Origin of the sequence: Streptomyces sp. SudanB52_2052 (assembly GCF_964272415.1) — a bacterium.
GTDB lineage: Bacteria > Actinomycetota > Actinomycetes > Streptomycetales > Streptomycetaceae > Streptomyces > Streptomyces olindensis.
Window position 1 is genome coordinate 1,819,312 of sequence record NZ_OZ186796.1, and the last position, 19,947, is coordinate 1,839,258.

The 19,947-nt window shown below is 73.1% G+C and carries 18 protein-coding genes; 5 read left to right on the plus strand and 13 right to left on the minus strand.

Annotated features, from left to right (window positions below):
• Positions 1-6 precede the first annotated feature (6 nt).
• From pntB to ACSUPV_RS08090, 4 genes are all read right to left on the minus strand, one after another.
• Positions 7-1,440, minus strand: a complete 1,434-nt coding sequence (gene pntB / locus ACSUPV_RS08075; RefSeq protein WP_037767107.1) for a Re/Si-specific NAD(P)(+) transhydrogenase subunit beta — start codon at positions 1,438-1,440, stop codon at positions 7-9.
• Positions 1,441-1,446: 6 nt separating this feature from the next.
• Positions 1,447-3,003 carry a Re/Si-specific NAD(P)(+) transhydrogenase subunit alpha gene (locus ACSUPV_RS08080; RefSeq protein ID WP_037767104.1) on the minus strand — a complete coding sequence of 519 codons (1,557 nt, stop codon included), beginning with the start codon at positions 3,001-3,003 and terminating at the stop codon, positions 1,447-1,449.
• A 172-nt stretch (positions 3,004-3,175) separates the two neighbouring features.
• Positions 3,176-3,631, minus strand: a complete 456-nt coding sequence (locus tag ACSUPV_RS08085; protein WP_031121599.1) for a VOC family protein — start codon at positions 3,629-3,631, stop codon at positions 3,176-3,178.
• A 64-nt stretch (positions 3,632-3,695) separates the two neighbouring features.
• Positions 3,696-4,580 (minus strand): helix-turn-helix domain-containing protein, encoded by an 885-nt coding sequence (locus ACSUPV_RS08090; protein WP_436947209.1) that lies wholly within the window; start codon positions 4,578-4,580, stop codon positions 3,696-3,698.
• 92 nt (positions 4,581-4,672) lie between these two features.
• Between ACSUPV_RS08090 and ACSUPV_RS08095 the strand changes: the two genes are divergently transcribed.
• Complete coding sequence (locus tag ACSUPV_RS08095) at positions 4,673-5,662, plus strand: Lrp/AsnC family transcriptional regulator (RefSeq protein WP_436947210.1); 990 nt, start codon at positions 4,673-4,675, stop codon at positions 5,660-5,662.
• Here ACSUPV_RS08095 and ACSUPV_RS08100 read toward each other — a convergent pair.
• From ACSUPV_RS08100 to ACSUPV_RS08115, 4 genes are read right to left on the minus strand one after another with little or no spacing between them, the layout of a single operon-like run.
• The gene (locus tag ACSUPV_RS08100; RefSeq protein ID WP_436947211.1) at positions 5,659-7,335 is read right to left on the minus strand and encodes a glycoside hydrolase family 13 protein; all 1,677 of its coding nucleotides are present in this window, start codon (positions 7,333-7,335) and stop codon (positions 5,659-5,661) included. The two genes, ACSUPV_RS08095 and ACSUPV_RS08100, sit on opposite strands and share 4 nt — an antisense overlap.
• 30 nt (positions 7,336-7,365) lie before the next feature.
• The gene (locus ACSUPV_RS08105) at positions 7,366-8,199 is read right to left on the minus strand and encodes a carbohydrate ABC transporter permease (protein WP_037767096.1); all 834 of its coding nucleotides are present in this window, start codon (positions 8,197-8,199) and stop codon (positions 7,366-7,368) included.
• A complete protein-coding gene (locus tag ACSUPV_RS08110) occupies positions 8,196-9,251 on the minus strand; it encodes a carbohydrate ABC transporter permease (RefSeq protein WP_436947212.1) in 1,056 nt (351 codons plus the stop codon). The genes ACSUPV_RS08105 and ACSUPV_RS08110 overlap by 4 nt, the downstream gene beginning before the upstream one ends.
• 10 nt (positions 9,252-9,261) lie before the next feature.
• Positions 9,262-10,560: an ABC transporter substrate-binding protein gene (locus ACSUPV_RS08115; RefSeq protein WP_436947213.1), complete on the minus strand. Its 1,299-nt coding sequence runs from the start codon at positions 10,558-10,560 to the stop codon at positions 9,262-9,264.
• Between the two features lie 285 nt (positions 10,561-10,845).
• Between ACSUPV_RS08115 and ACSUPV_RS08120 the strand changes: the two genes are divergently transcribed.
• Positions 10,846-11,907, plus strand: coding sequence for a LacI family DNA-binding transcriptional regulator (locus ACSUPV_RS08120; protein WP_382615514.1), 1,062 nt, complete (start codon positions 10,846-10,848; stop codon positions 11,905-11,907).
• 172 nt (positions 11,908-12,079) lie between these two features.
• On the opposite strand, the gene ACSUPV_RS08125 is transcribed toward ACSUPV_RS08120, so the two are convergent.
• Positions 12,080-12,622, minus strand: a complete 543-nt coding sequence (locus tag ACSUPV_RS08125) for a Fur family transcriptional regulator (protein ID WP_436947214.1) — start codon at positions 12,620-12,622, stop codon at positions 12,080-12,082.
• Positions 12,623-12,898: 276 nt separating this feature from the next.
• On the opposite strand from ACSUPV_RS08125, the gene ACSUPV_RS08130 reads away from it, so the two are divergent.
• The 3 genes from ACSUPV_RS08130 (at position 12,899) to ACSUPV_RS08140 (ending at position 15,706) form a co-directional block, all read left to right on the plus strand.
• Positions 12,899-14,314 (plus strand): family 43 glycosylhydrolase, encoded by a 1,416-nt coding sequence (locus ACSUPV_RS08130; RefSeq protein ID WP_359794567.1) that lies wholly within the window; start codon positions 12,899-12,901, stop codon positions 14,312-14,314.
• Between the two features lie 61 nt (positions 14,315-14,375).
• The gene (locus ACSUPV_RS08135) at positions 14,376-15,302 is read left to right on the plus strand and encodes a polysaccharide pyruvyl transferase family protein (RefSeq protein ID WP_031121587.1); all 927 of its coding nucleotides are present in this window, start codon (positions 14,376-14,378) and stop codon (positions 15,300-15,302) included.
• Between the two features lie 83 nt (positions 15,303-15,385).
• A complete protein-coding gene (locus tag ACSUPV_RS08140) occupies positions 15,386-15,706 on the plus strand; it encodes a DUF3040 domain-containing protein (protein WP_031121586.1) in 321 nt (106 codons plus the stop codon).
• A gap of 3 nt (positions 15,707-15,709) precedes the next feature.
• Here the strand turns inward: ACSUPV_RS08140 and ACSUPV_RS08145 are convergent, their stop codons facing one another.
• The 4 genes from ACSUPV_RS08145 to rfaE2 form a co-directional block, all read right to left on the minus strand.
• Complete coding sequence (locus ACSUPV_RS08145) at positions 15,710-16,606, minus strand: glycosyltransferase family 2 protein (protein WP_382615511.1); 897 nt, start codon at positions 16,604-16,606, stop codon at positions 15,710-15,712.
• Positions 16,603-17,484, minus strand: coding sequence for a glycosyltransferase family 2 protein (locus ACSUPV_RS08150; RefSeq protein WP_382615510.1), 882 nt, complete (start codon positions 17,482-17,484; stop codon positions 16,603-16,605). The genes ACSUPV_RS08145 and ACSUPV_RS08150 overlap by 4 nt, the downstream gene beginning before the upstream one ends.
• Positions 17,485-17,500: 16 nt before the next feature.
• Complete coding sequence (locus ACSUPV_RS08155; RefSeq protein WP_382615539.1) at positions 17,501-18,496, minus strand: glycosyltransferase family 9 protein; 996 nt, start codon at positions 18,494-18,496, stop codon at positions 17,501-17,503.
• A gap of 86 nt (positions 18,497-18,582) precedes the next feature.
• Entirely contained in the window at positions 18,583-19,947 is a 1,365-nt protein-coding gene (rfaE2, locus tag ACSUPV_RS08160) for a D-glycero-beta-D-manno-heptose 1-phosphate adenylyltransferase (RefSeq protein WP_382615508.1), read from the minus strand.

Sequence of the window (19,947 nt, forward strand, 5' to 3'; positions counted from 1 at the left end):
GGTCGCTCAGCGGGACGAGCCCGCCATCTCCGGCACCGGCGCGTCCAGGGCGTCCAGGCCGCGCAGGATGTCCTCCACCCGCTGCTTGGCGTCGCCGAAGAGCATCTGGGTGTTCTCGCGGAAGAACAGCGGGTTCTGCACGCCCGCGTACCCGGCGGCCATCGACCGCTTGAAGACGACCACGTTCGCCGCCTCCCACACGTGCAGCACCGGCATCCCGGCGATGGGGCTGGACGGATTGTCCGTGGCGGCCGGGTTGACCGTGTCGTTGGCGCCGATGACCAGGACGACCGAGGTCGCGGCGAAGTCGTCGTTGATCTCGTCCATCTCCAGGACGATGTCGTACGGCACGTTCGCCTCGGCGAGCAGCACGTTCATGTGCCCGGGCAGCCGGCCGGCGACCGGGTGGATGCCGAAGCGGACCTCGACGCCCCGCTCGCGCAGCTTCCGGGCCAGTTCGGCGACCGGGTACTGGGCCTGGGCGACGGCCATGCCGTAGCCCGGGGTGATGATCACCGAGGAGGCGTCGCGCAGGAGTTCCGCGGTCTCCTCGGCGCTGATCTCGCGGTGCTCGCCCTGTTCGCCGTCGTCGGCCGCGGCGGCGGGAGTGCCGAAGCCGCCCGCGATCACCGAGATGAAGGACCGGTTCATCGCCTTGCACATGATGTACGACAGGTAGGCACCGGAGGAGCCGACGAGCGCGCCGGTGACGATGAGCAGGTTGTTGGCGAGCAGGAAGCCCGAGGCGGCCGCCGCCCAGCCCGAGTAGCTGTTCAGCATGGAGACGACCACCGGCATGTCGCCACCGCCGATGGAGGCGACCAGGTGGGCGCCGAGGGCGAGGGCGATGACGGTGACGGCGATGAGCAGGCCCATGTTCGGGCTCGCCACGAACGCGATGGTCAGCCCCACGAAGGCGACCAGAGCGCCGATGTTCAGCACGTGCTTGCCGGGCAGCGTCAGCGGGCGGGAGGCGATGCGCGCCGAGAGCTTCAGGTAGGCGACGACCGAGCCGGTGAAGGTGACGGCGCCGATGAACACGCCGATGAACACCTCGGCGTGGTGGATGCCGAGCAGCGAGCCGGACAGCTCGGCGTCGACGTCCAGATAGCCGTTCCAGCCGACGAAGGCGGCGGCGAGGCCGACGAGGCTGTGCATGATGGCGATCAGCTCGGGCATGCCCGTCATCTCGACCACCTTGGCCCGCCAGAGCCCGATGCCCGCGCCGACGGCGGTGGCGACGACGATCAGCACCAGTCCGGTGGCGGAGATGCTGCGGGACGCGAGCCCGACCGTGGCGGCCAGGGCGACGACCATCCCGGCGATGCCCCAGACGACCCCGGAGCGGGAGGTGCGGTGCTGCGAGAGGCCGGCGAGGCTGAGGATGAACAGCAGCGCGGCGACGACGTAGGCGGCCTGGGCGGCCGTGTCTGTGGTCATCCCTGATCAGCCCTTCGAGAACATGCCGAGCATGCGGCGGGTGACGGCGAATCCGCCGAAGATGTTGATGCTCGCCAGCAGGATCGCGGCGAACGACAGCACGGTGACGGCGGTGTTCCCGTGCCCGATCTGCAGCAGCGCGCCGACCACGACGATGCCGGAGATGGCGTTGGTGACCGACATCAGCGGGGTGTGCAGGGCGTGGTGCACGTTGCCGATGACGTAGAAGCCGATGACGATCGCCAGCACGAACACCGTGAAGTGGCCGAGGAGTTCGCTCGGGGAGAAGGCCGTCACCAGGAACAGCGCGAGCGCCCCGGCGGCGACCAGGGCGTAGGAGGCCCACGCGGGGCGGGCGGGCTTCGCCGGTGGTTCGGCGGAGGGCGCGGCGGGCTCCTTGCCGGCGGTGGGCGCGGGTGCGGCGGACACCTGGACCGGGGGCGGCGGCCAGGTCTTCTCGCCCTCGCGGACCACGGTGATCGAGCGCTGCACCACGTCGTCGAAGTCGAGGACGAGCCGGCCGTCCTTGCCGGGGGTGAGCAGCTTCATCAGGTTGACGATGTTGGTGCCGTACAGCTGCGAGGCCTGGGCGGGGAGCCGGCCGGGCAGGTCGGTGTAGCCGATGATCGTCACGTCGTTGTCGGTGACGACGGCCTTCCCGGCGACCGTGCCCTCGACGTTGCCGCCCTGGGCGGCGGCCATGTCGACGATGACGCTGCCGGGCTTCATGCGCGCCACGTGCTCGGCGGTGATCAGCCGCGGCGCGGGGCGGCCCGGGATGAGCGCGGTGGTGATGATGATGTCGACGTCGGCGGCCTGCTCGGCGTAGAGCCGCGCGGCGAGCCGGTTGTAGTCGTCGGAGGTGGCCTTGGCGTAGCCGTCGGTGCTCACCTCCTGCTCGGCGGAGACCGTGAGGAACTCGCCGCCCAGGGAGCGGACCTGCTCGGCGACCTCGGGCCGGGGGTCGGTGGCGCGGACCACGGCGCCGAGGCTGCGGGCCGCGCCGATGGCCGCGAGCCCGGCCACGCCCGCGCCGGCCACCAGGACCTTGGCGGGCGGCACCTTGCCGGCGGCGGTGACCTGCCCGGTGAAGAAGCGGCCGAAGGCGTGCGCGGCCTCCACCACGGCCCGGTAGCCGGCGATGTTCGCCATCGAGCTGAGCACGTCCAGGGACTGGGCGCGGGAGATGCGCGGCACGGCGTCCATGGCGAGCACGGTGATCGGCCGCCGGGCCAGCTCCTCGACCAGTTCCGGGTTGAGCGCGGGGCTGATCAGCGCGATCAGTGTCGCCCCGTCGCGCAGCCGCCCGATCTCCTCGCTGGAGGGCCCGTTGACCTTGAGCACGATCTCCGCCTGCCACGGGTCGCCGAGCCGGGCTCCCGCCTCCTCGTAGGCCGTGTCGGAGAAGCGGGACGAGGCCCCCGCTCCCGGTTCGACCACCACGTCGTACCCGAGTGCGGCAAGTCTCCCCACGGTGGCCGGCGTGGCCGCCACCCTGGTCTCGCCCGCAGTGGACTCGGCCGGTATGCCGATCCGCTGGGGTTCCGGTTCCGCTGGGACCATCGTCTGCCTCTCCCGTCGTTCGAGTGCCTGTCCTCCATCGGTGCCCGCATCCTGCACGCTCGACGCGGTATTGGTGGCGGGCCGTGGTCACATGGCCGAGGAGGTCGTCCTCACACCGCCGAGGGGTTGCCGGAGGAGGCACTCGCGGGTATGGCAGCCGGTGCCGTGCGTCTCAGCGCGTGAACAAGTCGGTCGTCCGCTGCTGGATCTCGCCCGGGGTCAGCTCCTCGATCGTCTGCGAGATCATCCAGAGATGGCCGAAGGGATCGGCGAGACGGCCGCCGCGCTGCCCGTAGTGCTGGTCGGCGACGGGATACACCACCGTCGCCCCGCCGCGCAGCATGGCCTCGGCCACGGCGTCGGCGTCCGACACGTCCAGGGCCATGATCACGGGGCTGCCGCCGAGGGTGGGCGGCGCCGGATCGCCGTCGTCGGCGTCCTTGACCGCGATGACCGTGCCGCCGAGCCGCAGCATCGCGTGCACGATCCTCCCGTCGGGGTCGGTGTACCGCTCGATCTCCTCCGCGCCGAGCGCGGCGCGGTAGAACGCGATGGCGCGGGGCCCGTCCGAGACCACGAGGCGGGCGTAGAGGCGGGTGATGGCTGGTTCGTCACTGGTGTTCGTCATGCCCCCACGGTCGCGCGTCCGGGAGGCCGGGGATTGTAGAAATCGGTCGGCCGGGCGAGGAACGTCACCCGGCGAGCGGCACGTGGTTGCGTTCGAGCGGCGAGCGCGGCGCGTAGGCGCTCGGGGTGATCCCGGCCAGCGCGCGGAACTCGTGGATCAGATGCGCCTGGTCGTGGTAGCCGCAGTCCGCGGCGAGGGCCGCCCAGTCCGGCGCCCCGCGCCCGGTGTTCACGCGCCGCAGCAGCCGCTGGAAGCGGCGGACGCGGGCGTACCGCTTGGGCGTGAGCCCGAGCTGCTCGGCGCAGTCGCGGGACAGCCGCCGGGGGGTCCGGCCGAGCCGGTCGGCGACCTCGCCCACGGGGGTGCCGCGGTCGAGCAACGCCGCGGCGAGGCGGACCGCCGGGTCGGGTTCCAGGGGGCGTCCGGCCTGCCGCAGCAGGGTCCGCTCCAGCTCGCGCAGGCAGGCGCGCGGGCCGTCGGCGGCCCTGGCCGTGAGCAGCCGCTCGCGCAGCACCGCGCCGTCCGTGCCCCACAGTTCGTCGAGTCCGACGAGCTGGTCGCGGACGGCGGAGACCGGGGCGGGGAGGAAGGGGTACGCGCCCGCCGGGCGGAACGCCACCCACACGACGGCGCGCTGCTGCGCCGGGTCGATCAGGGCGGGCTCGCTGTACGGTCCCTGGACGGCCGCTCCCCCGGTACGCCGGTCCGCGCCCCTGAGCGGGGACGAGGACAGGGCGTCCCCGTCCAGGTTCACCAGCAGCTGCGCCCCGCCCGTCGGCAGGGCCAGCTCGGCGGAGTGCGGGAACCGCCCCTCGACATAGCCCAGGGCGCCGATCAGCGGGCCGAGCGCGGGGGCCGCCGGCCGGACCGTGAGGGCGACGGGCCGCTCCCCGGCGAGGGCGCCCGGCGCCGCCGTACCACCGGTCGCGGGACCGCCCGTGCGTGCCATGCGTCCAGCCTACGGCCGGGGTACGACACGGCACCCGCCGACGTGGTCTCCTTGCAGTCCGTGCATGATCACGAGCCGAGGAGGAGACAGCGATGGAACCGGGCGCCGCCCTCGATCCGCTCGATCTGAAGCTGCTGCAGGCGCTCCAGCTGGACGGGCGGGCGCCGTTCAGCCGGATCGCCCAGGTGCTCGGCGTCTCCGACCAGACCGTCGCCCGGCGGTACCGGCGGCTGCGCACCCGGGCCCGGCTGAAGGTGCTCGGCGTGACCGACGAGAACCGCCTCGGCCGCAGCAGCTGGATCGTCCGGCTGCGCTGCACCCCGGACGTGGCCGAGAAGCTGGCGGGCGCGCTCGCCCGGCGCCGGGACACCTCGTACGTCAGCCTCAACTCCGGTGGCACGGAGGTGATGTGCACGATGAAGCCGCGCAGCCGGGAGGCCCGCGACGAACTCCTCCTCGACCGGCTGCAGCGCACCCCGCGCGTCACGTCGGTCAGCGCCCACTGCGTCCTGCACCCCTTCTACGGCGGCGCGCTCGGCTGGCTGAACAAGGCCGACGCCCTCTCCCCCGACGAGCAGGCGGCGTTGCGTCCGCCGCCCGTCGCGGCGCCCGCGGACCCGGTCGTCCTGGACGCGGACGACGAGTCGCTGATCGACGTCCTGCGGCACGACGGCCGCGCCACGCTCACCGAACTGCAGTCGGCCACCGGCCAGTCGGAGTCCGTGGTCAAGCGCCGCCTGGAGTGGCTGCGGTCGACCGGCGTGCTCTACTTCGACGTCCAGCACGACGCCGGTGTGCTCGGCCACGAGGTGGAGGCCGTGCTGTGGCTCACGGTGGCCCCGGCCTCCCTCGCCTCCGTCGGCCGCGTCCTCGCCGGACATCCGCAGGTCCCCTTCGCCGCGGCCGTCACCGGGCAGGCCAACATCTGCGCCGCGAGCCTGCACCGCAGCGCCGGGGACCTGTACACGTACCTGAGCGAGAAGATCGGCGCCCTCGATGGCGTCCAGTCCGTCGAGACGGCGCTGACGCTGCGCCGCATCAAGCAGCTCTCCTACGAACCGAGACGCACGGGCTCCTCCTAGGGGGTGTCGGGGGTGTCGTCCACCGCCAGCCACACCGCCTGGTCCGGCTCCAGCACGCCGTTCGCCAGGGGGCCGCTGGAGAGGAGGACGGCGGAGTGGCCGGGCAGTGCGTACGGCTCGGCCGAGAGGTTGACCACGCACGCGAAGCCCGGGTACCGGCTGAAGGACAGGATGCCCTCCGGGGCGTCCCGCCAGGTCATGGTGCCGTCGCCGAGGGCGGCGTGGTCGCGGCGGATGCGCAGGGCCGTGCGGTACAGCTCCAGCATGGAGGCCGGGTCGCCGGTCTGGGCCTCGACGCTCAGCCCGGCCCAGTCGGCCGGCTGGGGCAGCCAGGGGGTGGCGTCGGCGGGGCCGAAGCCGTACGGGGGTGCCTGGCCGGACCAGGGGATCGGGACGCGGCAGCCGTCGCGGCCGCGGTCGGTGTGGCCGGAGCGTTCCCAGATCGGGTCCTGGAGGGCGGACTCGGGCAGGTCCTCGACCTCGGGCAGGCCGAGCTCCTCGCCCTGGTAGACGTAGGCGCCGCCGGGCAGGGCGAGCATCAGCAGGGCGGCGGCGCGGGCGCGCCGGGTGCCGAGCGCGAGGTCGAGCGGGCCCTCGGGTTCGTACCGCGCGTTGGCGAGCCAGCTCCGCGCGGCGCTGCGGCCGTAGCGGCTGGGGTGGCGCATCACGTCGTGGTTGGACAGGACCCAGGTGGCGGGTGCGCCCACCGCGCCGAGCATGGCGAGGGAGTCGTCGATGACGGCGCGCAGGTCCTTGGCGTCCCAGCCGCACATGAGGAAGTCGAAGTTGAAGGCGGTGTGCAGGCCGTCCCGGCGGACGTAGGCGGCGAGGCGTTCGGGGGTGTCCGCCCAGGCCTCGGCCACGAAGGAGCGGTCGCCGGGGAACTCGTCGGCGACCTTGCGCCAGGCGCGGTAGATCTCGTGCACCTCGTCCCGGTCCCAGTGCGGATGGTCCAGGTGCCGGCGTACCTCGTCGCGGCGGGTGAGCGGTCCCGCCACCGCCGGTTCCGCGCGGGGCGGGAGGTCGGGCAGCTCCGGGTGCTTGATCAGGCCGTGGGCGACGTCGATGCGGAAGCCGTCGACGCCCCGGCCGAACCAGAACCGCAGGATCGACTCGAACTCGGCCCGGACCTCGGGGTGCCGCCAGTTGAGGTCGGGCTGCTGGGGTGCGAAGAGGTGGAGGTACCAGTCGCCGTCGGGCAGCCGGGTCCAGGCCGGGCCGCCGAAGCAGGAGACCCAGTCGTTGGGGGGCTGTGCCCCGTCGGGGCCGCGCCCGGGGCGGAAGACGTAGCGCTCGCGTTCGGGGCTGCCGGGTCCGGCCGCCAGCGCCGCCCGGAACCAGGCGTGCTGGTCGGAGGTGTGGTTGGGCACGATGTCGGGGATGACGCGGATCCCGTGCGCGTGCGCTTCCTCGATGAGCCGCTCGGCGTCGGCGAGGGTGCCGAACAGCGGGTCGATGTCCCGGAAGTCGGCGACGTCGTAGCCGTGGTCGGCCATGGGCGACCGGTACCAGGGGTTGATCCATATGGCGTCCACGCCCAGCGCCTTCAGATGGGGCAGGCGGGCGCGGAGGCCGGCGATGTCGCCGACGCCGTCGCCGTCGCCGTCGGCGAAGCTGCGGATGTACACCTGGTAGATGACGGCACTGCGCCACCAGGGTGCGGAACGGGGCATGTCACTCCTCGAAGAGGACGGGGGCGGTGGCTACTTGGCGGCGCCGGCGGTGAGGCCGGCGACGATCCGGCGCTGGAAGAGCAGCACCATCACCACCAGCGGGATGGTCACGACGACGCCCGCGGCCATCTGGCTGCCGAACGGCGTCTGGTAGGTGGTGGCGCCGGAGAACTTGGAGATGGCGACGGTCGCGGTCTGCATGCCGGGCTTGTTGGTCATCGACAGGGCGATGAGGAACTCGTTCCAGGCGGCGATGAACGTGATGATCGCGGTGGTGAAGATGCCCGGCGCGGCGAGCGGCACGATGACCTTGCGGAACGCCTGGCCGCGGGTGCAGCCGTCGACCATGGCGGCCTGCTCCAGCTCGTCCGGCATCTGCCGGAAGAACGTGGTCAGGTTCCACACCGCCAGCGGCAGCGTGAAGGACATGCTGGGCACGATCATCGCCTGGTAGGTGTTGATCCAGCCGATGTCCGTGAACAGCTTCAGCAGCGGCACGACGATCGACACCACCGGGAACATCGAGGTGGCGATGATCAGGGTGAGGACCAGCCGCTTGAACCGGAACTCCAGCCGGGCCATCGCGTACGCGGTGAAGGTCGCCAGCAGCAGGGACAGCGCGGTGGTGACGCCCGCGACGATCAGGCTGTTGAACAGCGCCCTGGTGAAGCCCTGGGCCGGGCTGAAGACCGAGCGGTAGTTCTCGAAGGACAGCGGGGAGGGCAGCAGCGACGTGCTGAAGATGTCGCTGGTGCGGCGGAGGCTGGAGACCAGCATCCAGTAGAACGGGGCGAGGCAGTAGGCCACCACCGCGGCGATGCCCAGATACGGCAGCCACTGCCGCCACTTGGCGGTGAGGATCACGCCGTCACCTCCTGTGCCCGGCGGCGTGCCGCCCCGGCCCGGCGCGGCCTGCTCTTCCCGGTGCCGCCGACGTCTCCGACGAGGTCGGCGCCGAGCAGTCGGACGAAGGCGAGCGCGATGAGGAAGACGTAGAGGAAGAGGAGGACGGCGTAGGCGGAGGCCGGTCCGAAGCGGACGTTGGACGCCTCGTTCTGGGCGAGCATGGACAGGGTCTCCACGGAGCCCTTCTGCGCGCCGATGAGGATGTAGGGCAGGTCGAACATCCGCAGCGCGTCGAGGCAGCGGAACAGCACCGCCACCAGCAGCGCGGGTTTCACCAGCGGCAGGGTGATCCGCCAGAACTGCTGGCGGGCGCTCGCCCCGTCGAGCCGGGCCGCCTCGTAGACCTCCTTCGGGACGACCTGGAGGCCGGCCAGGACGAGCAGTCCGATGAAGGGGGCGGTCTTCCACACGTCGGCGATGACGACCGCGATCTTCGCGGAGAAGCCGTCGGCGGTCCACAGCACCTGGTGTCCGAGGAGGACGTTGGCGATGCCGTCGGCGTTGAAGATCCACTTCCAGAGCAGTCCGGAGATGGCCGTGGGGATCGCCCAGGGGACGAGGATGCTCGCCCGCACCAGGCCGCGGCCGCGGAACGCCTTGTGCATGATGAGCGCCATGGCCACGCCGATCACGGTCTCCAGCGACACGGTGACGACGGTGAAGAACGTGGTGTTCCAGAAGGCGTTCCAGAAGCGGGTGCCGGCCTGGGTGAAGATGTCGGTGTAGTTCTTCAGGCCGACGAACGGCTCGGTGGTGCTGATGAATCCGGTTGTGGGGTCCAGTCCCTTGGGCCCGTACAGGGACTCGTCGAGTGCCATGAGCGTCGGGTAGAGGACGACGATCGTCAGGACGAGCAGGGTCGGGGAGACCAGCAGTGCGGCCAGCCGTCCGGAGCCGGCGGTGGCGCGGGAGCGCGGGCTCCCGGCCGCCGGGGACCGGCCGGGGCGGCGGGTGGCCGCCGTCCCGGGGCGGGCCGCGGTGTCGTTGCGCGGGATGGTGGTGTCGGCCATGGTCCGCGCCCTACTGGGCCGTCAGCTTCCGCAGGTCGGCCTGGAGGTCCTTGAGCGCCTGGGCGCTGCTCTTCTTGCCGGTGAGCGCGGCGTAGACCTCGTTCTGGATCGCGGCGGTGACGTCGCCGTACTCCACGACGCGGGGGCGCGGGACGGCCTTGGTGATGGACTGCTTGAGGTCGGGCAGGTACGGATACTGCTTGTCCAGTGCCGCGTTGTCGTACAGGTCGGCGTAGGGCGGGGCGAGGGAGGCGTTCTTCAGGAAGTAGGTGGCGCTCTCCTCGCTGGTGAAGAACTTCATGAAGTCCAGGGCGGTGGCCTTGTTCTTGGCGAAGGACGACAGCGCCAGGTCGGAGCCGCCCAGGCTGGAGGCGCCGGGGCCGTTGAGGCCGGGCAGGGGCGCGACGGCGAACTTGCCCTTGATGGCGCTCTTCTGGGCCAGGGAGTACACGTAGGGCCAGTTGTTGAGGAAGACGAGCTTGCCGGACTGGAAGGCCTGCCGGCCGTCCTCCTCCTGGTAGGTGATGGCCTCCTTGGGGATCGTGCCGTCCTTGAAGGACGTGACGAGGAAGTCGAGGCCCTTCTTCGCCTGCGGGGTGTCGACGTCGGGCTTGCCGTTGGCGTCGGTGATCCGGCCGCCCGCGGAGTTCACGGCCTCGGCGAAGTTCACCGTGAGGCCTTCGTACTTCTGGAACTGCCCGGCGTAGCAGGACATGTTCTTCGCCTCGGGGAGCTTGAGCACCTCGGCACAGTCGGCGGTCATCTGCGCCCAGGTGGTGGGGGGTTTCGTGATCCCCGCCTTCTTCAGCAGGTCGGTGCGGTAGAACAGCAGGCCGCCGTTGGAGCTGGCGGGGACGGCGTAGAGCCTGCCGCGGTACGTGCCGGTCTGCACGACCGGCTGGAGCATCCTGCCGAGCGGGAACTGCTGTGCGGGCAGCGGCTCGATCCACTGGTGGGCGGCGAACTCCGACGTCCACACGACGTCGGTGGCGAGGACCGTGTAGGCGTCGGACTTCGTCTCCGCGTTCTGGATCATCTGCTGTCGCTGCGAGTCGGCGTCCGTGGGCAGCTGGATGAAGGTGACCTTCTCCTTGGGGTGGGCCTTGTTCCAGCGGTCGATGATGGTCTGAACGGTGCCGGTGGTGTCCTTGCCCGCGACGTAGGTGATGGGGCCGCGGCCCTTGAAGGCCGTCGCCGGGGCGGCCTGCGTGGAGCCGCTGCCGCCGGAGGAGCCGCAGGCGGTGAGGAGGAGTCCGGCGGCGGCGAGCGCTGCGGAACACTGGATCGCTCTGGCGGTGCTGGTCTTCACTGTCTCTCCTGGTCGTGACGTACCGAAGTCGTGACTGTTCCCCCGGAATGGCTTTGGTCATGAGATTGCGTTGCCACGGCATTCCGCTGATAAAAACCGCAGGTCACAGCGGGTAAGAGGCGTCCCTCCGGGGCGACTTCGATCCTGTCGAGACAACGTTTGCACGCTAGGAGCGCCCTGTCGGGAAGTCAATGCGCCCCAACGCCTCAAGAAGGCAAGAATCAGGTGAGACAGCGCTGTCGGGGCGGCCGCTCGGCGCGGGGTTGCTGTGCTAGCGTCCGGCGCATGCCACCAGGTCAGCGGCACCCCACGATGGCCGACGTCGCCGAACGGGCCGGGGTCTCCGTCTCCACCGTCTCGCGCACCCTGCGCGGTCTGACCACCGTCTCGCCGGAGGTCCGTGCCCGGGTCGAACGGGCGGCGCGGGAGCTGGACTTCGCGGCCTCACGGCATGCGGCGAGCCTGGTGACGGGCCGGACGGGCAACGTCGCGGTGCTGGTGCCGACGCTCGCTTCGTGGTTCGTCGGCGCGGCCCTGTCGGGTCTGGGTCTCGTCCTGCGGGCGGCCGGCCTGGAACTGACGGTGTATGTGATCCCGGACATGGCGGAGCGCAGGGCGTTCTTCGAGCATCTCCCCGCCCGGCGCAACGCGGACGCGCTGCTGGTGTTCTCCTTCGACCTCACCGAGGAGGAGACCGGGCGGCTGGACAAGCTCGGCATGCCGGTGGTCTACGTCAGCCAGCACGTCGACGGACGCCCGAGCGTCTACGTCGACGACGTGGCCGGCGCGCTGCGCGGCACCCGGCACCTGCTCAACCTCGGCCACCGCCGGATCGCCTACGTGCAGACGGTGGGCACCGGCGGTTTCTCCTTCAGCTCGCAGGAGCGGCTGGTCGGTTACCGGCAGGCCCTCACCGAGGCGGGCATCCCGTTGGACGAGGACCTGGTGGTCGCCACCCCGGCGGGCGACAAGCGGGGTGCCGCCGAGGCGGTCGGCAGGCTGCTGGGGCTGCGGGAGCCGCCGACCGCGGTCTTCGCCGAGCAGGACGAGGTGGCGGTCGCCGTGATCTGGACCCTGCGGGCGACGCGGATCGAGGTGCCCGGGCAGGTGTCGGTCGTCGGCTTCGACGACCAGCCGGTGGCGCAGTGGTTCGATCTGACGACCGTGGCGCAGTCGCCCTCACGGATCGGCCGGGAGGCCGGCGAGCTCGCCCTGTCGCTCATCAACGACCCGGGCGCGGACCGCGAGCGCCACCTCGTGCTGCCGACCCAGGTGATCCCCCGCGCCACGACCGCGCCGCCTCCCGCCCCGCGGAGCGCGCCGGATCCCCGGCCGCCGTCGCCCTGACGGCGGCCGGGGATGCCGTCGCCCTGACGGCGATCGCCGTGCCTGGACGGACGTCCTGCCAGGACTCTCCGGACGCACCGGCCTGGACTCGGGCGAGAGCGAAGCCGCTGATCCCGGGGACGGTCCGGCTCCCGGCCGACGGCGGCGTCCGCGCGGGGTGTTCGCCGGGCTGTCACCGGTGGCCGTCGAGCGGGTGCGCGCCGAGTTCGGTGCCCGGCTCACGGCGGGCCGCTTCCGCTGTCGAGCGGGCCGGGCGGCGCGGCCGGCAGGCGGCCGAGGCCGGCTCCTGTCCGCAGGGGCCGCAGACGCCGGTGAGTTCGAGGGTGTGCTCCAGTTCCGTGAAGCCCGTGATCCCGGCGAGCCGGGCGGCCCACTCCTCGACGGCCTCCGCGTCCACGGGCCGGCTGCGCCCGCAGCGGCGGCAGATGAGGTGGTGGCGGTGCTCGCCGGCCGACCTTCCCAGGTACAGCCGCTCACCGCCCTCGTCGCGTACGACGTCGACGCGCCCGGCGCGGTCCAGTTCGCGCAGGGTGCGGTAGACGGTGGTGAGGCCGACGGTGCTGCCGGAGTCGGCCAGCAGGGCGTGCAGTTCCTGCGCGGAGACGAACTCCCGGCAGCGGCCCAGGGCGTCGAGCACGGCCCGGCGCTGCCGGGTGCTGCGCAGGCCCGGCGCGGGGACACGCCCCGCCGCCGGGCCCTCCTCCGCTTCGCCCATCAGGGGACTCCTCGCTCGGCCGGCGCGTGTGTCGGCCCACCATGCTAGATGAACATGGTTTTCACGTCGATGAGCGACCCGGCCCTCTCAAGTGCCCCGTCTGTCCGAACCGTTGACGAGGGTAAGAGCCCCACTTATCTTCTGACCGAATTCATGGCCGAATTCACGAACTGCGTTCGAAATCACGGACGCGCATTCACGGACAGAGGCGGCTCGCCCCCACCCCTCGACCCCCTCCGGAGACCTCCCTTGAGACGCAATGCCGTACGGCTGCTCATGGCCGTCCTCGTCGCCCTGGCGACCTGCCTCGCGGGCGCGCCCGCGCAGGCGGCCGTACCCGACTCCCCCGCCGTCACGTACACCAACCCGCTCGCGGAGAAGCGGGCCGACCCGCACATCTTCAAGCACACCGACGGCTACTACTACTTCACCGCGACCGTCCCCGAGTACGACCGCATCGTGCTGCGCCGGGCGACCACCATCCAGGGGCTGAGGACGGCCCCCGAGACCACCATCTGGACCAAGCACGCCAGCGGCGTGATGGGCGCGCACATCTGGGCGCCGGAGATCCACTTCATCGACGGCAAGTGGTACGTGTACTTCGCCGCCGGCGCCACGAACGACGTCTGGGCGATCCGGATGTACGTCCTGGAGGGCACCGGCGCCAACCCGCTCACCGCCGCCTGGACGGAGAAGGGGCAGATCAGGACCCAGTGGGAGAGCTTCTCCCTGGACGCCACCACCTTCGTGGTGAACGGCGTACGCTATCTGGCCTGGGCGCAGCGCGACCCGTCCGTGAACAACAACACGGACATCTACCTGGCGAGGATGGCCAACCCCTGGACGATCACCGGCACGCCGGTGATGCTGTCGCGGCCCACCTACTCCTGGGAGACCGTCGGCTACAAGGTCAACGAGGGACCGGCCGTCATCCAGCGCGGCGGCAAGGTGTTCATGACGTACTCGGCGAGCGCCACCGACAGCAACTACTGCCTGGGCATGCTCACCGCCTCCGCGAGCGCGAACCTGCTGAGCCAGGCGTCCTGGAGCAAGAGCGCCACCCCCGTGTTCGCGAGCAGCGCCGCGACCAGCCAGTACGGGCCGGGCCACAACTCCTTCACGGTCTCCGAGGACGGGAAGAGCGACATCCTCGTCTACCACGACCGCAGCTACAAGGACATCAGCGGCGACCCGCTCAACGATCCCAACCGCCGCACCCGCGTGCAGAAGGTCTACTGGAACGCCGACGGCACCCCGAACTTCGGCATCCCGGTCGCCGACGGGGTCACCCCGCAGCGCTTCTCCTCGTCCAACTTCCCGGACCGGTTCATACGCCACTGGGACTACCGGGCCCGGATCGAGGCCGACGTCACCAAGCTCGCCGACTCGCAGTTCCGCGTCGTGCCCGGCCTGGCCGGCAGCGGCACCGTCTCGCTGGAGTCCGCCAACTTCCCCGGTTACTACCTGCGGCACAAGAACTTCGAGGTGTGGCTGGAGCGCAACGACGGCAGCGCGCAGTTCGCCGCCGACGCCACCTTCCACCGGCGCGCCGGGCTGGCCGACTCGGCGGGGGTCTCGTACGAGTCGTACAACTACCCGGGGCGATACGTCCGCCACTGGGAGTACCTGCTGAACGTGCAGGCGGTGAGCACGGCCACGGACCGGGCGGACGCCACCTTCCACGCCCAGTGACCACCGAGTAAATGCACGTAATGCCCTGATTGTCTTCCCGGTGGGCGGGCACTCAGGGCATGTGCAGACACGAGAGGGCATACGACCGCGCAGGGTGCTGCTGACCGGGTGGTTCAGCTTCCGGGACGGGGAGGCGACCGCCGGGGACGTGCTGGCCCTGCGCCGGGTGGAGGACGTACTGCGGGGGACGGGCATCCCCTACGACATCGCCTGGAGCCCCGGCTTCCGTCCGGAGGCGCTGCATCTGGACCGACTGTGGCCCGAGGACTACTCCCACCTGGTGTTCGTGTGCGGCCCGCTGCACGGGCCGCAGGTCGAGGAGCTGCACCGGCGGTTCGCGCACTGTGTGCGGATCGCCGTCGGCACCTCGGTGATCGACCCCGGCAGCGCGGCCGTGACCGGCTTCCACCGGGTACTGCCCCGCGACGCGCCGGACAGCGAGCCGGTGGAGGACCTCGCGGCCCGCGCCCCGGAGGTCCCGGCCCGGCCGGTCGTCGGGGTGATCCTCACGCACGGGCAGGAGGAGTACGGGCAGCTGCGGCGGCACGGGCAGGTCGCCGAGGAGGTGACGCGCTGGCTCGCCGGGAAGGACTGCGCCCGGCTGGAGCTGGAGACACGGCTCGACACGCACGACTGGCATCTGAGCGCCACGCCCGCGCAGTTGCAGTCCGTGCTGGCCCGGCTGGACCTCGTCGTCACCGACCGGCTGCACGGGCTGGTGATCGCGCTGCGGGTCGGCACCCCGGTGCTGGCCGTCGACCCCGTCGAGGGCGGCGCGAAGATGACCGCGCAGGCCCGCGCCTGCGGCTGGCCCGCGCTGGTGCCCGCCGAGCGGCTGGACGTGCGGCAGTTGGACCGCTGGTGGGACTGGTGCCTGACCGGCGGCCGGGTGACCGCCCGGCAGATCCGCGACGGGTTCCGCGAGGGCACCGTGCCGGACAGCGCGGACCGGCTCGTGGAGGCGCTGGCGCGGCCGGTCCCCGGTTAGCACAGGGGCACCACGGGGCACCCGCTCTTACGTCCCCCTCCCCCCGGAAGGAGAGACGGTCCGGCCGTCCGGAAGGAGACAGCGTGTCCATCGGCCGACTTCCCGAGAACGAGCAGCGCATCCTCGACGAGATGGAACGCGCCCTGCGCCGCGACCGCCGCCTCGACCGCCGGCTGCGCACCCTGCGGCTGAGCCGCCGCCCCGATCCGGCCGGCGTCCTGGCCCGGTTGGGCTCCTACCGTCCCCGGGGCCGGACCGTCCTGGTCCTGCTCGCGGTTTCGGTCGCCCTGATGGTGGCCGGCATGGTCACCTCCGAGCCGGGCGTCATCTGGGCGTTCGCCGCCCTGTGGCCGCTGACCCTGTTCGCGGTGTTCCGGCTGATGTGCCGCTGGTGCGGCAGCTGAGCGTCAGCCCGTGTAGCGGCGGGCCTTCGAGGTCCGCTGGGCCGGTTCGAGCAGGCGCAGCCGGGACTCCACCTCGTGCGGCAGGACCCGGCGTTCGCGCAGCACCCAGGGGAGGGCGGCCGCCGCCTCGGCGAAGGCGCGCAGGGACGCGGTGTCGCGCGGGACCGTGCGGGCCAGGTTCACGGTCCGGCGCAGCGCGGGACCGGCCGGGCGGCGCAGCCAGGTGAACCACAGGGTGTTGCGGATGCCGTGGGTCCGGCGCAGGGTGGCGTCCCGGGCGACGGACGGGTGGTGGTGCACCGCCAGGTGGTCGGCGTACGTCAGCCACCAGCCGTCGGCCGCGAGGTCCGCGGCGAGCAGCTCCTCCTCGCCGCCCAGCCACAGCCGCGGATGGAAGCCGCCCGCGGCCCGGAAGGCGTCGGTGCGCAGCACGGTCGCCGCCGCCAGGAACGAGCCCAGAGCCGGTCCGGGCAGCCAATCCGGTCCGGGGACGGGCGAGTTGCGCAGCTCGTCGACGATCGGGTCGTCGCCGCCGTCGGGTTCGACGACGATCCGGGCCGTGACCGAGCCCAGGGCCGGATGCCGGTCCAGCAGGTCGGCGGCCCCGGTCAGCGATCCGGGTGCCCACCAGGAGTCGTCGTCGCAGAAGGCGATGTAGGGCGTGTCGACCTGCCGGATCGCCAGGTTGCGGCCGACGGCGCCGAGGTTGCGGCCGGGCCGCAGCAGCTTCACCCGCGGATGGTGCTGGGCGACGGCCTCGGCGGTGCCGTCCGTGGAGCCGTTGTCGGTGACGATCACCGGCGGGTCCTCCGGCAGTTCGGCGAGGCGGTCGAGGGTGCGCAGGAGTTCCCGGCACCGGTTGTGGGTGATGACGACGACGGTCGTGCGGCGGTCGGTCACGTGGACGCTCCCTCCAGCAGGCGCGCGGCCCGCTCCACGTGCGGGGGCAGGGGCCGGCGGGCGCGCAGGGCGGCGGGCAGGCGGGCCAGCGTCCCGCGCAGGGCGCGCCGGGCGTGGTCGTCGTGCCGGGCCTCGGCGGCCAGGGCGCGGGTGCGGGCCAGCGCGTAGGGCACGGGGCGGCGCAGCCAGGCGGTGAGCAGTTCGTTGCGGCGCTGGACGGCGTTGCGGCCGCTGCGCGGCGCGGGCGCCGGGTGGTGGTGGGCGATGACGTCCGGGCAGTGGGTGACGCCCCAGCCGCGGGCGGCCAGGTCGTAGGCGAGGAGGGTCTCCTCGCCGCCGAAGAACAGCAGCCGGTGGAAGCCGCCCGCGTCGAGGTAGGCGCTGCGGCGGACGACGGAGGCGCAGGCGAGGAAGCCCAGGACCTGGGTTCCGGGCAGGTCGCCGACCCGGCCGAGCGGCGAGTCGGCGAGCACCTCGTTGAGCGGGTCGGGGTCCGCGGTCGGGCCGACCAGGGTGCGGGCGGAGATGAGGCCGAGCCGCGGGTGTTCCTCGAACAGGCGGGCCGCCGTGCTCAGGGCGCCGGGTGCCCACCAGGAGTCGTCGTCGCTGAACGCCACGTACGGGGTGTCCAGGGCCCGGGCGCCGTAGGTGCGGGCGAGGGCGCCGTGGTTGAACGGCAGCGCCAGGACGCGGACCTGCGGGAAGTCGCGGGCGAGCATGGCGCGCGTGTCGTCGGTGGAGGCGTTGTCGGCGACGAGGATCTGGGGGCGTTCGGGCAGGTTGCGCAGGTGCCGCAGGGCTCCGGCGAGGGCGGCGGAGCGGTTGCGGGTGGCGATGACGATGCCGACGGGGCTCGGGTCCGGGTTCGGGACGGTCATCGGGCGGGTGCCTCCCTCACTGGTGTCGGATGCCGGGCAGTTCGTCGACGGCGCGCAGGACGTCGTCGGGGGTGATGCGCAGCAGGGCGGGGTCGGGGCGGCGGCCGTGCGGGTCGCCCTCCGGGCCGTACCACAGGGCGCGGTGGCGCGGGCCGGGCGGTGGGCCCCAGCGGCTCGGGGGGACCGGGCCGAAGAGGGTGACGGAGCGCGTGGCGTGGGCGACCGCCAGATGGGCGATGCCGGTGTCGCCGCTGATCACGACCTGGGCGTCGGCGACGAGCGCGGACAGCCGGCCGAAGGGGAGGCCGCCGCCGAACACGTCGGTGTCGGGCAGGGCGGCCTGCTTGGCGAGCAGGGCCACGAGGTCGCCCTCGTCGGCGCCGCCGGTCACCACGACCCGCAGGCCCCGGGCGCGCAGTCCGGCCGCGACGTCCGCGTAGCGCTCGACGGGCCAGCAGCGGGCCGGGGATCCCGCGCCGGGGTGGAGCACGGCGGCGCCGGGGGCCGGGGAGGCGGTGCGCGGGCGGGGCAGGAGCAGGTCGGCGGGGTCGGCGTCGATGCCGTACGCCTGGAGCAGGCGGCACCAGCGGTCGCGTTCGTGTTCCTCCGCGTACCAGGGCGGGCCGTCGACCTCCGGTGTGTCGGGGTGGGCGAAGGCGAGCAGCTTCAGCGGGCGCAGGTCCATGAGCAGCCGGTGGCTGGGCGGGCCGTTGCCGTGCAGGTCGACGGCGACGTCCGGCGGCGGGCCGGTCCAGTCGAGCGACCGCGGCACGGCCCGTCCGGGCGCGGCGGCGGGCAGCAGGCGGTCCACGGCCCCCGTCACCGCGGCGACCGGCTCCAGTTCGGCGGGCGCGGCCAGCACGAGTTCGTGCCCCGGGTAGGCCCGCCGCAGGGCCCGCAGGGCGGGGACCCCGGCGAGCAGGTCGCCGAGGCCCAGGGCGCGCAGGACGAGGAGGCGGGGTGCGGTGGCGTGGGGTGCCGTGGCGTCGGGCGCCGTGGCGTGGGATGCCATGGCGTGGGGTGCCGTGTCCGGTGTCATGGCAGCAGACTGCCGCCTGCCTTCGGTGTCCGCCCCCGCGACCGGGCTCATCGGGTGCGTCATCGTGCTCCTTCCGCAGCCCTTTCCATCAGGGCCGTCGAGGAACGGCCGTCGAGGTACGGGAGCAGGACCGCCTGGCCGCCCCACTCCTGGAGGAGGGCCGCTTCGGGGAGGTCGGCGGCCGCGTAGTCGCCGCCCTTGACCCAGACGTCGGGACGCAGGTCGGCGAGGAGCCGTTCGGGGGTGTCCTCGTCGAAGACGGCGACCGCGTCGACGCAGGCCAGGGCGCGCAGCACGCGGATCCGGTCGGCCAGCGGGTTCACCGGGCGGCCGCCGCCCTTGCGGCGCCGTACCGAGGCGTCGGAGTTGACGCAGACGACGAGGCAGTCCCCGAGCCGCCGGGCCGCCTGGAGGAGGCCGACGTGGCCGGCGTGCAGCAGGTCGAAGCAGCCGCCGGCGGCGACGACGGTGCCGTGCGCGGCGCGGACCCGGGCGGCCAGGGCGTGCGGGTCGTCCTCGTCGGGCGGACGTTCCGGCGGGGCGTCCGCGCTCGGCACCGCCGCCGCACCGCCCGCCGCGACGAAGCCGGTCGCGGCGGCCACGGCGCCCTCGACGGCCTCGGCGACCAGGACGCCGTCGGCGAGCAGCCCGGCCGCCGTGGCGGCGAACCGGTCGCCGGCCCCGCAGCTGTCACCGGGGTGCGCGGCGGGCGCGGGGACGAGCAGCGGGTGCTCGCCGTAGGACAGCAGGGCGCCGCGCGCGCCGAGCGTGACGGCGACGGCCGCGGCCCGCCAGTGCCGGACGAGGACGGCGGCGCTGTGGGCGGCGGCGCGCAGGTCCCGGCGGGGTGTGCCGTCCTGCGGGGCGAGGGCGTGGGCCTCCTTCTCCGCCGGGGTGACCAGCCGGGTGCCCGGCACGGGCGGGCCGCCGCGCGGGTGCGGGTCCCAGACCAGGGGCGGGCGGGCGGCGAGGTCGTCGCGGAGGGCGTCGGCGGCGCCGCGGCCGTAGTCGGAGACCAGGACGGCGGGCGCGGCGCGGACGGCCTCGCGGGCGGCGTCCGTGGCCGCGCGGGTGCGGCCGGCTCCCCGGTCCAGGCGGACCACCGGACGGTCGTGCGCGAGGACCCGGGTCTTCTCGGGCAGGGGTCCGGTCAGGGGCAGCGGGACGAGGGTGAGCCAGGGGTCCAGGAGGCGGCGCAGTTCACGGCTCGCGGGGTCGTCGCCCATGCCCGCCACGAGCGTGACGTCCCGGCCGTCGCGGGCCGCGAGGTAGGCGGTGAGGGCGGCGCCGCCGGGCCGGGTCCGCTCCCCGCAGTCGTCGACGACCGGCACGGGCGCGTCGGGCGCGAGGCGTTCGGCGCGGCCGGTCAGGTCCCGGTCCAGCAGGGCGTCACCGACGACGACCAGGGGTGCCTTGCCGTTCAT

Bases quoted from the DNA above. Each gene is read 5' to 3' on its own strand.
- pntB (WP_037767107.1), bottom strand. From the start codon at position 1,440: ATGACCACAGACACGGCCGCCCAGGCCGCCTACGTCGTCGCCGCGCTG.
- ACSUPV_RS08080 (WP_037767104.1), bottom strand. From the start codon at position 3,003: ATGGTCCCAGCGGAACCGGAACCCCAGCGGATCGGCATACCGGCCGAG.
- ACSUPV_RS08085 (WP_031121599.1), bottom strand. From the start codon at position 3,631: ATGACGAACACCAGTGACGAACCAGCCATCACCCGCCTCTACGCCCGC.
- ACSUPV_RS08090 (WP_436947209.1), bottom strand. From the start codon at position 4,580: ATGGCACGCACGGGCGGTCCCGCGACCGGTGGTACGGCGGCGCCGGGC.
- ACSUPV_RS08095 (WP_436947210.1), top strand. From the start codon at position 4,673: ATGGAACCGGGCGCCGCCCTCGATCCGCTCGATCTGAAGCTGCTGCAG.
- ACSUPV_RS08100 (WP_436947211.1), bottom strand. From the start codon at position 7,335: ATGCCCCGTTCCGCACCCTGGTGGCGCAGTGCCGTCATCTACCAGGTG.
- ACSUPV_RS08110 (WP_436947212.1), bottom strand. From the start codon at position 9,251: ATGGCCGACACCACCATCCCGCGCAACGACACCGCGGCCCGCCCCGGG.
- ACSUPV_RS08120 (WP_382615514.1), top strand. From the start codon at position 10,846: ATGCCACCAGGTCAGCGGCACCCCACGATGGCCGACGTCGCCGAACGG.
- ACSUPV_RS08125 (WP_436947214.1), bottom strand. From the start codon at position 12,622: ATGGGCGAAGCGGAGGAGGGCCCGGCGGCGGGGCGTGTCCCCGCGCCG.
- ACSUPV_RS08130 (WP_359794567.1), top strand. From the start codon at position 12,899: ATGGCCGTCCTCGTCGCCCTGGCGACCTGCCTCGCGGGCGCGCCCGCG.
- ACSUPV_RS08150 (WP_382615510.1), bottom strand. From the start codon at position 17,484: ATGACCGTCCCGAACCCGGACCCGAGCCCCGTCGGCATCGTCATCGCC.
- ACSUPV_RS08155 (WP_382615539.1), bottom strand. From the start codon at position 18,496: ATGGCATCCCACGCCACGGCGCCCGACGCCACGGCACCCCACGCCACC.
- rfaE2 (WP_382615508.1), bottom strand. From the start codon at position 19,947: ATGAACGGCAAGGCACCCCTGGTCGTCGTCGGTGACGCCCTGCTGGAC.